This window comes from Vibrio sp. QJM3NY_27 (assembly GCF_057785955.1).
Genome location: NZ_CM173511.1, coordinates 1,020,854 through 1,033,880 on the forward strand (window position 1 = coordinate 1,020,854; position 13,027 = coordinate 1,033,880).

At 45.3% G+C, this 13,027-nt stretch carries 11 protein-coding genes; 7 read left to right on the top strand and 4 right to left on the bottom strand.

All coding sequences use genetic code 11. The features are described 5' to 3' along the window. Nucleotides 1-71: 71 nt before the first annotated feature. Entirely contained in the window at nt 72-1,304 is a 1,233-nt protein-coding gene (locus AC3CIA_RS04610; RefSeq protein ID WP_054548195.1) for a pyridoxal phosphate-dependent aminotransferase, read from the bottom strand. A 296-nt stretch (nt 1,305-1,600) separates the two neighbouring features. Here AC3CIA_RS04610 and AC3CIA_RS04615 point away from each other — a divergent pair, with 296 nt between their 5' ends. From AC3CIA_RS04615 to AC3CIA_RS04645, 7 genes are all read left to right on the top strand, one after another. After that, on the top strand, nt 1,601-2,908 hold the full coding sequence (locus AC3CIA_RS04615) for an isochorismate synthase (RefSeq protein WP_488518598.1): 1,308 nt from the start codon (nt 1,601-1,603) through the stop codon (nt 2,906-2,908). Continuing rightward, nucleotides 2,905-4,629, top strand: a complete 1,725-nt coding sequence (gene menD, locus AC3CIA_RS04620) for a 2-succinyl-5-enolpyruvyl-6-hydroxy-3-cyclohexene-1-carboxylic-acid synthase (RefSeq protein ID WP_488518873.1) — start codon at nt 2,905-2,907, stop codon at nt 4,627-4,629. The genes AC3CIA_RS04615 and menD overlap by 4 nt, the downstream gene beginning before the upstream one ends. A gap of 9 nt (nt 4,630-4,638) precedes the next feature. Then, on the top strand, nt 4,639-5,439 hold the full coding sequence (gene menH / locus AC3CIA_RS04625) for a 2-succinyl-6-hydroxy-2,4-cyclohexadiene-1-carboxylate synthase (protein ID WP_065206784.1): 801 nt from the start codon (nt 4,639-4,641) through the stop codon (nt 5,437-5,439). Nucleotides 5,440-5,541: 102 nt separating this feature from the next. After that, nucleotides 5,542-6,408 carry a 1,4-dihydroxy-2-naphthoyl-CoA synthase gene (gene menB / locus AC3CIA_RS04630; protein ID WP_065206783.1) on the top strand — a complete coding sequence of 289 codons (867 nt, stop codon included), beginning with the start codon at nt 5,542-5,544 and terminating at the stop codon, nt 6,406-6,408. A 73-nt stretch (nt 6,409-6,481) separates the two neighbouring features. Further along, nucleotides 6,482-7,489, top strand: a complete 1,008-nt coding sequence (menC, locus tag AC3CIA_RS04635) for an o-succinylbenzoate synthase (protein ID WP_488518599.1) — start codon at nt 6,482-6,484, stop codon at nt 7,487-7,489. A gap of 52 nt (nt 7,490-7,541) precedes the next feature. Next, entirely contained in the window at nt 7,542-8,975 is a 1,434-nt protein-coding gene (gene menE, locus AC3CIA_RS04640; RefSeq protein ID WP_488518600.1) for an o-succinylbenzoate--CoA ligase, read from the top strand. A gap of 197 nt (nt 8,976-9,172) precedes the next feature. Beyond that, nucleotides 9,173-9,340, top strand: a complete 168-nt coding sequence (locus AC3CIA_RS04645) for a hypothetical protein (RefSeq protein ID WP_004736103.1) — start codon at nt 9,173-9,175, stop codon at nt 9,338-9,340. A 133-nt stretch (nt 9,341-9,473) separates the two neighbouring features. Here AC3CIA_RS04645 and AC3CIA_RS04650 read toward each other — a convergent pair whose 3' ends face one another. From AC3CIA_RS04650 to AC3CIA_RS04660, 3 genes are all read right to left on the bottom strand, one after another. Continuing rightward, a complete protein-coding gene (locus AC3CIA_RS04650; RefSeq protein ID WP_004736106.1) occupies nt 9,474-10,394 on the bottom strand; it encodes a YeiH family protein in 921 nt (306 codons plus the stop codon). Between the two features lie 146 nt (nt 10,395-10,540). Next, nucleotides 10,541-12,415, bottom strand: a complete 1,875-nt coding sequence (locus AC3CIA_RS04655; RefSeq protein WP_054548201.1) for an MFS transporter — start codon at nt 12,413-12,415, stop codon at nt 10,541-10,543. 17 nt (nt 12,416-12,432) lie between these two features. Further along, nucleotides 12,433-13,023: a TetR/AcrR family transcriptional regulator gene (locus tag AC3CIA_RS04660; protein ID WP_004736110.1), complete on the bottom strand. Its 591-nt coding sequence runs from the start codon at nt 13,021-13,023 to the stop codon at nt 12,433-12,435. Nucleotides 13,024-13,027 lie beyond the last annotated feature (4 nt).

Below are 13,027 nucleotides of genomic sequence, written 5' to 3' on the forward strand. Positions count from 1 at the left end.
GCATAGAAGTGATTGATTACAAGTTAAAGTCTTTTAAAACAGCAAATTGTAGTCATCTTTCTTTGTGTTAATTAACCTTCGATGAGGTCGTCTTGGTTGTAGGTCTGTAAGAAGCGCTCTAGACGACCAATCGCGATTTCTAGGTCTTCGATATGTGGCAGAGTCACGATGCGGAAGTGATCCGGTTTTGGCCAGTTGAAGCCAGTACCTTGAACCAATAGCACCTTCTCTTGCTTAAGGAAATCGAGCACGAATTTCTGATCGTCTTTGATGTTGTACATGTTGGTGTCGATCTTAGGGAACAGGTACATCGCGCCTTTTGGTTTCACACAAGAAACGCCAGGGATCTTGTTGATCAGTTCCCATGCACGGTCACGTTGCTCAAGCAGTCGACCACCAGGAAGAATCAGTTCGTTGATACTCTGATAACCACCGAGTGCTGTTTGGATGGCGTGCTGCATTGGTACGTTGGCACACAAACGCATCGAGGCCAGCATTTCTAGCCCTTCAACGTAGCCTTTCGCTATGTGCTTCGGACCCGTTAAGAACATCCAGCCACCACGGAAACCACACACGCGGTAAGCCTTAGATAGACCATTGAATGTGACCATTAGTACGTCTTCAGCAAGCGTTGCGACTGAAGTATGTACGGCACCGTCGTAAAGCACTTTGTCGTAGATCTCATCAGCGAAGATGATTAGGCCGTGCTCACGTGCGATTTCGACAACTTGCAGTAGGAAATCACGGCTGTATACCGCGCCCGTTGGGTTGTTCGGGTTGATAAGAACGATGCCGCGAGTCTTTGGTGAGATCTTCGCACGCATGTCGTCTAGATCTGGATACCAATCAGCATCTTCATCACACAGGTAGTGAACCGGTGTACCACCAGAAAGCGCAACAGACGCTGTCCATAGTGGGTAGTCCGGAGCGGGAACTAAGATTTCATCACCATTATCCAGTAGCGCCTGCATAGACATAACGATAAGCTCTGATGCGCCATTACCAATGTAAACGTCTTCTACATCAAGGTTACGTAGGCCTTTTTTCTGGTAGTGCTGAACAACCGCTTTGCGGGCTGAATAGATGCCTTTTGAGTCACAGTAACCTTGAGATGTCGGTAGGTTACGGATTACATCAACAAGGATTTCATCAGGGGCGTCAAAACCAAATGGGGCGGGGTTACCAATATTAAGCTTTAGTATTTTATGCCCTTCTTCTTCCATGCGCTTAGCATGTTTGAGTACAGGCCCCCTGATTTCGTAGCATACGCTGTTGAGTTTTGACGACATCCCGATATTTTGCATTGCCGATTTCCTGAAATTAATTTAAATACTTTATTAAAGTACCGCAAAATGGGGTTTGATAGAATAAAAATCTGATGAATGTCGCATTTCAGTGTCACGTTTGGTCTTTTTGTTGTCACTCTTTTCTAAATTTTAATTAATCGCTTTCTTTGTTGTTGTCTAAGATGAATAAAGAGGCTGGATCGCTTAAAATCACAGGAATGTTCAAAAGATATAGTAGATTCTTGATCTAAGTGGGTGCTGCCCATAAAGTATCAAACTAATATAATAATAATTTAGATGTGAACGAGGTCGATTTGTCACATTTCCAGCAAACTATCTCCGCTTTGATTGAGCGAGTACAAAATGCCCAAGCAAGTGAAGTTCGTTGTGTTGAAGTTCTAACGCAAAAACCATCGTTTGCATTTATAGAATGGCTTCATGCTCAACCGCTCTTTCCAAAGTTCTACTGGCAGTCACGTGACACTCGTGAAGAGGTCGTCGCGCTCGGTCAACTGCACACTTTTTCTGATCCTGCTCCCGCGTACGCAATTCTTGGTGAAGATCAACGAATCTGGGGTGGACGTTCATTTGATGGACATACCGCAAAGAACCGTCGTTGCATGGAATCGTTTTTCTTCCTTCCTCAGGTTGAATTAATCCGCTTTGACGACACTTGGTCGCTAGCGGTTAACTTGTCTCCTGATCGCGTTGCCTCCATTAATGCTTTGAATAAGCTTTCTGTAGAAGCGGCGATATTGGCACCTTTGTCGGCTCACATTGAACAGATTAACCACGTTCCAGAACGAGAACAGTGGGGTAATTTGGTCGATAAAGTGCTTCAGGGCATTAGCGACGAAGAGTACAAGAAAGTTGTTTTAGCGCGTAAAACCACACTGCAGCTCGATGCGCCAATCTGCGCGGCTCAATTACTCAAGGCCAGCTACCTGCAAAACCATCACAGCTTTCACTTTATGTTGGTATTGGATTCTAAACACAGCTTTATTGGCTCAACGCCAGAGCGTTTGTATAGCCGGTATGGGACAGAGCTGGATACTGAAGCTCTAGCGGGAACCATTGGTCGCGGAGAAAACGCGACAGAAGATATGGAGTTAGCGAACTGGCTTTCTCAAGACAGTAAAAACCTCAATGAGAACCAGTATGTGGTTGACGACATCATTGAGCGCCTCACTCCTCATTCTCAAACGGTCGATGTTGAAAAGGATACGCGTCTTGTGCGCTTGCGTAAGGTGCAGCATCTTAAGCGTAATATCCACGCTCAGCTTAATAATGGCGTTAACGGTGTGCAGTTGCTTGCTGCATTACAGCCGACTGCTGCGGTGGCGGGTTTACCGCGTAAAGAGGCGATGGACTTCATTCTTGAACACGAACCGTTTGCGCGAGGCTGGTATGCAGGTTCTGTTGGCTATATTAGTCATCAGAGAGCGGAGTTTTGTGTCGCGATTCGAAGCGCGTTAGTTGTAAACGATCAAGTACAGCTGTTTGCTGGCGCAGGGATCGTGCCGGGATCGGTTGCCGAGTATGAATGGCAGGAATTGAACAAGAAGATGTCAACCTTACTCAGCTTGATTTCGGATCACCCGCCGTTGGGTGTGGCGTCATGAATCACGACCAAGCCGTATTAAATAGAGTTTGGAGTCACACATTACTTGAAGAGCTAGCACGCAACGGTGTTGAACATGTTTGTGTTGCACCGGGCTCTCGCTCAACGCCGTTAACTCTCGAAGCTGAAGCCAACCCCAAGTTAACCTTACACACGCACTTTGATGAGCGTGGTCTTGGATTCTTAGCTTTAGGTTTAGCTAAAGCCAGTGATAAGCCAGTTGCCGTGATTGTTACCTCTGGTACTGCTGTCGCTAACCTTCTTCCTGCGACGGCTGAATCTGGGCTGACACGAGAGAAGCTGATTTTGCTGACCTCTGATAGACCCATCGACTTGGTCGACTGTGGTGCCAATCAAGCGATTCAGCAACAGGGTATCTTTTCTTCCCATGTTGAAAGTGCTTTAAACTTACCAAGCCCTAGTACACAAGTTTCTCTGAATTGGTTGCTGACATCGGTTGATCACGCGCTGGTGAAACAACGCAATGTTGGTGGTGCGATTCATATCAACTGTCCGTTCCCAGAACCTCTATATTCTGCGAATAGCGCGGAAATGTATGCGGAATACACATCCAGTGTCGCTGGGTGGAAAGCTTCGACAAGCCCGTATACCAATACCTACTTGCCTAACCATTTGAATGAACAGCCAGTCGCGCCGGGCGATTACGTTGCCCGTAAAGGTGCGGTGATTATTGGCTCTATCGATAATAAATCAGCGAGAAAAGCAAAACAGTTTGCATCAGCTTTAGGTTGGCCAATTTTCTGCGATCCTCAATCGGGCGTAAGCAGCGATTGGAAACATTATGATCTGTGGATGCAGAGTGATAAAGCCAAAGAGCAACTTAACCAATGTGATTTCATCCTTCAGTTCGGTGAGCGCATTGTTTCTAAGCGCCTTAATCATTGGATAAAGTCGCAAGCATCATCATTCTGCTCATCACAATATATTGTTGTGTCACCAGATACGCATCGAATCAACCAAGATCATCTGCCTCAAACTCATATCGTTGCTGCTATCGAGTCATGGGTGTCAGAGCAGCATTTACCCACCTTGCTAGGCCAGCATGCAGGTTGGGCGGCTCCTTTAATCGAGGTCGCAAATACTGTTCAGCAACTCGCCCTCGCGCAAATATCCAACAATGACCAATTGACGGAACTCAGTGTTGCCGTTGACTTGTCGTCTAGACTTAAAGGCAGAGAGCTATTTGTGGGAAATAGCTTGATGGTAAGGCTGGTGGATATGCTGTCATCAATATCTGCGAATCAAGTTTACAGTAACCGTGGTGCATCGGGCATTGATGGCTTGGTGGCGACGGCTGCGGGCGTGGTGAAAGCCAACCAGAATCCTTTGTTGATGTTGATTGGTGATACCTCTTTGTTGTACGACCTCAATTCACTGGCTCTGCTGACTCATAATTTAACGCCGATGGTTATTGTTGTGACCAACAATGACGGTGGTGCAATCTTTGACTTGTTGCCGGTACCAGAGCAGCAAAAACAGTCACTTTATCAAATGCCTCATGGTTTCAGTTTTGAACACGCTGCTGCGCAGTTCCAACTTGGTTACGCTGCACCAGAAACCTTGAATTGCTATCAAAACATTATCGAACAACATTTCGAACAGGGTCAGGGTACCTTGCTCGTTGAAGTTAAGACGCCTCCCGAACAAGCGTCTACTTTGCTGAAACAATTCAGTTCAATGCTCACCGAGGCATTAGCCTAAGGACTTTACATGCTTTACTCCAATTATTACCCAGCTGTACAAGAACCTTCCGACAAACCTTTGCTTGTTTTTTTACATGGTTTACTCGGAAGCGGGGATGATTGGAGTGCATGTCATCCATATCTAGAGGATTTTCCTCGTCTTTGCATAGATTTGCCTGGGCACGGACAAAGCCGCTTTATCGATCCGGTAGGCTTTGATCATTGCTGCAAGAAAATCGTTCAGTGCATTACTTCTCAACTTGCCCTCAACGATCTTCCTGCGGATTACCCTATCGTGGTAATTGGCTACTCTATGGGAGGAAGGCTCGCCATGTATGGGGTGACAAGCCCTTGCTTCGAAACACTCAATCTAGAGAAAGTCATTATTGAAGGTGGCAACTTTGGTCTGGAGCGTGATGAAGAACGAGCACAAAGGTTAGTACATGATACGCAGTGGGCTGTCCGCTTTGCGCAGCAGTCGATTGAAGATGTTTTAGACGATTGGTATCAACAAAGCGTCTTTTCTTCACTAAATCATGAGCAAAGACAAACTTTGGTCATAAAGCGTAGTGGTAACCTTGGAGTATCCGTAGCAAATATGTTGTTATCTACTTCGTTAGCTAAGCAACCGGATTTACGTGCCACATTGAAATCTCATGAGCATTTATTGCATTATGTGTGTGGAGAAAAAGATCGTAAATTCATGGAGCTAGCTGAGAATAGTGGCTTTGAATATAGTCAGGTTGATTACGCGGGTCATAATGTTCATTTTGAGCAACCAGAGTTGTTTTCAAACTTGATAATCCAATGTATCGCCAGTCGTCGCTAATCTGACTGAGCGGATCTCTAGTCTCAAGCACTATCAAAAGCAGAGCAACACCGTCACGACTACTTGTTAGTCGTGGTCTCTAATAGAACAATGGGAATCACCATGGCTAAAACAGTAGGCATCACAGAAGAAGAACTTTACGCGGCAGTTAACTGGAGCGATGAAAGCAGTCAATTCGAAGATATTCAGTACCACAAGTCTGACGACGGTATTGCGAAAATCACGATTGCGCGTCCTCAAGTCCACAATGCGTTCCGTCCACAAACCGTAAAAGAGATGATCAATGCGCTGGCTGATGCTCGTTATGACGAGAAGGTTGGCGTAATCATTTTGACGGGTCTTGGTGAGAAGGCGTTCTGTTCTGGTGGTGACCAAAGTATTCGTGGTGACTACGGCGGCTATCAAGATGATTCAGGTACACATCACCTGAACGTACTTGATTTCCAACGTCAAATTCGTACTTGTCCAAAACCAGTAATCGCAGCGGTATCGGGTTGGGCGGTCGGTGGTGGTCATGTTCTTCACATGATGGCAGACCTTACCATCGCAGCTGAAAACGCTCAGTTCGGTCAGACAGGTCCTAAAGTCGGTTCATTCGATGGCGGTTGGGGTGCTTCTTACATGGCTCGTATCGTTGGCCAAAAGAAAGCGCGTGAAATCTGGTTCTTATGTCGTTTCTACGATGCTCAAGAAGCATTGGACATGGGCCTAGTAAACACAGTGGTACCTGTTGCTGATCTAGAAAAAGAAGCCGTTCGTTGGTGTCGTGAAGTTCTTCAACACAGCCCAATGGCGCTGCGTTGCTTGAAAGCCGCACTAAACGCAGACTGTGACGGTCAAGCCGGTCTACAAGAGTTGGCGGGTAACGCAACCATGATGTTCTACATGACAGAAGAAGGCCAAGAAGGCCGAAACGCATTTAACGAGAAGCGTCGACCTGATTTCGACAAGTTCCCGCGTAACCCATAGCCTTTTCCTCTCCAGAATGAGTCGCTAAATAGCGGCTCGTTTTGTTTTGATGTTCCCATTTTTAGGACACCTTATGAACTCTGTGAATTCTCAGCGTCACGCGAAACTCTACCGTTATCAATTGCCTATGGATAGTGGTGTAGTACTTCGTGATAATAAGTTGAGCGAACGAATTGGTTACATTATCCAACTTGAGTGTGATGGTAAAACTGGTTTTGGTGAAGTTGCACCTCTACCTGGTTTTAGCCTAGAAGATGCCGATCAAGCTGGTATTCAGCTTCAACACGAATTAGAGCTTTGGAGCCACAATAACCCTCAAACGCCTTTTGATGAGTTATATCCTTCTGTCGCGTTTGGCTTTTCGATGGCGATGATGGAACTATGCGGCGATCTTAACGCAGAAGGTAACTACCAAGCTGCGCCTTTGTGTACAGGCGATCCCGATGAGTTGATCCCTGTGCTCAATGAGATGAAAGGCGAGAAGGTTGCTAAGGTAAAAGTTGGCCTTTATGAAGCGATCCGTGATGGCATGCTGGTGAGCTTATTCCTTGAATCGATTCCTGATTTAACTTTAAGACTTGATGCTAACCGTGCATGGAAGCCGGAAAAAGCCAAGCAGTTCATCAAGTACATTGCGCCTTCACTGCGTCAACGTATTAGCTTTATTGAAGAGCCTTGCCAAAAACCAGAAGACAGCTTGGCATTTGCCATTGACCATGGCGTAGCGATTGCGTGGGACGAAACATTGCAAGAAGCGGTGCGAAGCCCAGAATTTGATCTTAGCGACCTTACTGGTGTTAAAGCTGTCGTGATCAAGCCAACTCTTATTGGTTCTGTAGAGCGTTGTGTGACAATCATTGAGCGTGCACAGCAACTCGGTATCAAACCAGTACTAAGCTCAAGCATAGAGTCTAGCCTTGGCTTAACTCAGATTGCACGATTAGCGCAACAATACTTACCAAATGAAGTGCCGGGGCTTGATACTATTGGTTTGTATCAACAACAACTCGAAGTCTCCTGGCCAGGTTGTCAGCTTCCGGTTTCTACTCTTGAACAGCAACAGTTGATTTGGTCTTCTTAAGCTGATCGTTCGATTGGCTTAGACCGTTTTCAATCTATAACTTGGTTATCTTATGATGCGCCCACAATCTAATCATCACCCGCTTTGGGTACAGTGGGCGCAGCAAAACCCACATCAAACAGCGTTAGTGACTACTCACCACACTTATACTTGGCAGCAAGTGTCTGTGCTCGTGAGTGAGTACCAACAACAGCTATCTCATCAAGGCCTATCTGAAGGTGACGTCCTGACGATTGTTGGTAAGAATCAAGCTGAAGTGATTCCTGCTTATTTTGCCGCACTCAATTTGGGTGTTATTTGCGCTTTCACCATGCCTCAACCTCGCTTACGCCTGAAGAAAAAGCTCGATTCCTTAAATCAAGTAGGTCAACAAAGCTACCTTTGGCTTTTGGACAGTAGCGGGATAGAGCAATCAGAGACTGTCGATTTGAATACTCAGTTGGTGACCTTGTCTTGCTTAAATGAAGTGAAGGTCGATGGTGATGATAATCGGATAACGACATCTCAAGACTCCAACTTCAATCCGCAAAATCTAGCGAGCATCGTATTCACTTCTGGCTCTACCGGAAACCCGAAAGCGGTGGCTCACACGTTGCAGCAACACTTATGTTCAGCTCAGGGGTTACTAGATGTTTTCAACTTTGAACAAGGTGACACTTGGTTACTGAGTTTACCTATGTACCATGTGTCAGGATTAGCGATAGTTCATCGTTGGTTGTCGGCAGGTGGTTGCATCAAAATAGGCACAGGTCAGCTTGAAACCGACATCGAAGGTTGCAGCCATGCCTCATTAGTGGCTACGCAGCTACATCGATTACTAAAGAGTAAGCAAGCACTTACTTTAACTCATGTACTTTTGGGTGGTAGCCATATTCCAGAAGCTCTTGGGCTTGAAGCTCAACACATGGGTATCGAAACATGGCTTGGCTACGGCATGACAGAAGCGGCTTCAACAGTGACTGCGAAGCCCGTTGATGCCAGTAGCACGGCCGGATTTGTCCTTAACCATCGCCAACTAAAAATTGAAGAACAACGTATCTTTATTGGCGGCGAGACGCTCGCTTCCGGTTATTACCACCAAGGTAAATTAACGTCCTTAGTTGATGAGAATGGCTGGTTCGATAGCAAAGATCTTGGTGAGTGGATAGGCGAACAAGTGTCGATTATTGGTCGCGCCGACAATCAGTTTATTTCTGGTGGTGAGAACATTCATTGCGAGGAGATTGAGCGAGCACTCAACCAATTGTCTGAGGTTAATCAGTCTTTTATTGTTCCTATTAAAGATGATGAGTTCGGATTCCGACCTGTCGCTATTGTAGATTGTACTGATTTACCAACTAAAGAATGGTTTATCGAGCAATTGACGGGTCGTCTTGAACGGTTCAAATTTCCTGTTGAGTATTATCGAATGCCTAAGCAAGAACAACAGGGTATTAAAGTCTCACGCTCTGGGTTGGCACAGTGGTTGTCTCAGCATAGGAGTTAAAGGTAAGCGCTTACCTCGACGTTATTTGCGAAGCTGTTAGGTGATTCAGTTGTTAGGTGACTAAGTTGTTAGGTGATTAAGTTGGCAGACGGTTAGTTAATTTAGCAATTAGATAGTTCAAAACAGAATTTATTATCTTTATAACCATCCATCATAATAAGTCCTATAAATAACGGATTATAGAATAAGGTCTTATTATGAAAATTGCCCTCATCATTGCGGTTTTACTGCAGATAGGCCAAGCGGTCACTTCGTCAGGGTTGACTCGCTCGTTGGCTGAACTCACCGCATTTGTGTTGGTTGTGGTACTTGTTTTAATGAAAAGAGAGAGCAAGAAGAGTGATAAGCCCCTGTTTGATTTGTGATTGTTGCAACAAAGAATATCTTTACCACAAACGATAAAGGCAAAGCCCATTTGAGCTTTGCCTTTTTGTTTTGTTGCTCGCTAATCTGAGTGTCTAGGTAACCGAACAACCAGTTAAAGCGTTTCTTTGCGAACTAAGCAAGAGTTAACCACGCCAAAGAACCTGTCGAAATCATCGTCCACATCGTAATACCAAACATCAATGGCTTCGGCCCTGCTGCTTTTAACTTCTCTACAGAAATACCACAGCCAATTAAGAACAGACACACAACCAACGCGCGTTTGGACACATCAAAGATCCCTTGGTAGACCATCTCAAATTGTGGCAGCAAGTCACTGATAGCAATGGCGGCGCAGTAGAAGAAAATGAAGTAAGGAATCGTAATCTTCTTTTGATCGTTCTTGAAGATCATCGCGCTGACTAAAGCGATTGGGATGATCCAAAGTGCACGAGCGAGCTTCAATGTTGTCGCTGTCGTCAGTGCTTCTTCACCGTAAGCCGAAGCTGCACCTACCACAGAAGATGTATCGTGAATCGCAATGGCGGCCCAAGTCCCAAATGTTTGTTGGCTTAACTCAAGCGCGTGGCCAATCATCGGGAATAAGAATAGGGCTACAGAGTTCAACACAAATACCGTAGCTAACGCCAAGCCAATCTGTTCATCGTCCGCTTTAATTGCAGGTGCCACAGCTGCTATCGCGCTACCACCACAAATAGCGGTACCTGAAGAGATAAGGTAGCCCGTGGTGCGATCCAATCCCATTCGTTTGGCTAAGAACCAACCAATGACTAACGTACCAATGATGGTCGTGACAATTAAACCAATACCGTCGCCTGTTACCGCCAATGCTTTTTCAAACTGAATGCCAAAGCCTAAGCCGACAATCGAGTAGGCCAGTAACTTCTTTGTGAGTTTGCCTACTTCTAGATGCTCAGGGACTAAACCTAAACTAGCAAGCAGGAAGCCAATAACGAGGGCCGTCGGTGAGCTTACCCAAGGTGTTAAGCAAAACAGTGCAGCAAGATAAAATGGAGCAGACTTTTTTAGGTTCATTGTATTTAGAGTCTTGTTGTGTTGTCACGTTATTGTAATGAGACCACTATACGTTCAATAAAATGATAAGTAAGTCTAAATGAATTGAACAAACGTTAAGGAAAACTTAACGCTTGTTCAGCTGATATGAATAAAGGGCTGGTTAGCTAGCGTAGTGTTCCGCGAAGGTCTGAGACTGACTGCCGAAGAGTTTTGCATGAGGCATCTTTAGCGAGAATTGGCTTGCCAGCTTCTATCTCTAACTTGGTCCAGAAGCGGGTTGGTAGTCCTTTGCAGGCACTGCCTTTGTAACGACTGAAGTAGCTGCCCCATAGCCCTTTGAGAGCCATTGGAATGACTGACACCGGAGATCGTTTGATAATCAGCTCCATTCCACGCATGAACTCTGCGACTTCACCATCAGAGGTTAGCTTTCCTTCTGGAAAAATACACACGATGTGGCCTTCATGCAGGGCGCGTTCTACTTCTTTAAAAGCATTTCGAATAGAGCTACGGTTGGTTGCGGAGATTGGAATAACCCCAGCTCTTTTCAAGAAACGTCGAATAGGCGGCAACTTGGTGTAATCTTCTTCCATCACAAAGCGGATCAAGCGAGGGCAAACGGCGCTCAGCAATAATGCATCCATATAACTCACATGGTTGCAGATAATCAATGCGCCGCCTTTTTCTGGCAGGTGATGTAAATTTTTATGTTTAACTCGGTACATGGTGTGAGTGACCACCCACGTAAAGAAACGGAAAGCGTAAATAGGCACCTGATAAAACAGATACAACATAACCAAAGTGTTTCCTATCGCGAGCAGTACAAACAGTTGTGGAATTGAAAACTCCAAAATACTAAGGCAAACAATACCTAACACAGCGCTCCCGACCATGAATAGCGAGTTGTAGATATTGAGCCCAGCGATTACTTGAGCTCGCTCATTTGGCTTTGCCCGTAGCTGCATTAGAGAGTAAAGCGGAACAATAAAGATACCGCCAGAGATCCCCAGTAATAGAAGATAAGCAAACAGCGGCCAAAGTTCGGAATACGTCACAAACTGATGGAAAGAGTTAAAGTCAGGCAAAGACTCCGGAATTGATGTTGCCATCAACAGGCCGAAGATCGAAATACCTAGGCTACCCATTGGCACGATGCCGATTTCAATACGGTGATTAGATAGTTTATCGCAAGCCAAAGAGCCAATCGCAATGCCTACCGAGAACAGTGCCAATAAAAACGCGACAGCGCTTTCAGTACCGTTTAGGTAAACCTTGGTGAAGTTGGGAAACTGAGTGAGGTAAGCTGCACCGAGGAACCAGAACCAGCTGATCGACATCAGTGCTTGAAAGGTTGGGCGGTCTTTTTTGGCAATAGCGAGTGTTGCGCGGGTTAGCTTTACTGGCTGCCACTTTACTTTCAGATCTGGTGCATTACTTGGCGCTTCTGGGATAAAGTAACTTGATACATACCCGAGTACGGCGAAAGAAACAATACACACAGCAGCAATGAGTTTTGCGCTTTCTTCTGACGCAATAATACCAGCACCTAGAGTACCGATTAGGATGGCTAAGAATGTGCCTGTTTCAACCAGAGCATTTCCGGACACAAGCTCTTTGGTTTCTAACTGTTGCGGAAGTAGGGCGTACTTAACGGGGCCAAAGAAGGCACTTTGTGTCCCCATCAAAAACAGAAGTAGCAGTAATATTTCGTAGCTTTCGTAGATAAATCCGACCGCACCCAGTGACATTATCACCACTTCAAGAAGCTTAACTTTACGGATAAACCACGATTTTTCATATTTGTCTGCCAGCACACCAGCCAAAGCAGAAAATAGGAAGAAGGGCAGAATAAAAAGGCCAGCGGCCAAATTAATGAATAAATTGCTGGAAATAGGTAGCGTGTCTACGCTTGCGAAAGCAACAAACAGTAACAGAACATTTTTGAATATGTTGTCATTAAAGGCTCCCAGAAATTGGGTAATAAAGTAGGGTAGGAACCTTTTTTGCGTTAACAGCGAAGATTGGCTGCTGTTGTTCATTGTCTTTCCTTGGATGATTACCAGTTGGTTAAGTAGTTTGAGACTAGGTTATTGATCAACTCTTTACCATCGATAGGCTCAGAGGCGAAAAATTTATCATCAACGCTAAGTAGAGTAATTCCATGTACTCCAGACCATAATACACGGCTGGCTTTAACGACTTCGCTTTCAGTATGTTCAGGAGCAATCGCGATTAATAGTTGCTCTAGCATACCTGTCATTCTATCGATACGGTTCGATTGCCATTCAGGAAGGTTTTCACCGTTCATGTTGTGCTCAAAGATAAGCTGCCAACGGTGAGGGTGTTTTTGTGCAAAATCGTGGTAGCAGTAGGCTAGGTTGAATAGAGCTTGCTGAGGATTGCTCGATTGTTCAACTGCTACAGCAGATTCTGACGCCAGTTCATCTAATGTTTGAGCAACAACATGCAATAGCAATAGGTTGTAGTTGCCGAATACATTCACCAAGGTACTTGGAACATAACCAATCATATTGGCGATTTTGCGTAGACTTAACTCGTGATAAGAGTGCTCTTCTAAGAAGTCGGTCACCGTTTTTAAGGTTAATTGCACTAATTGTTCGCGAGTGTGATCGTTTCGTCTTGCCATGGGT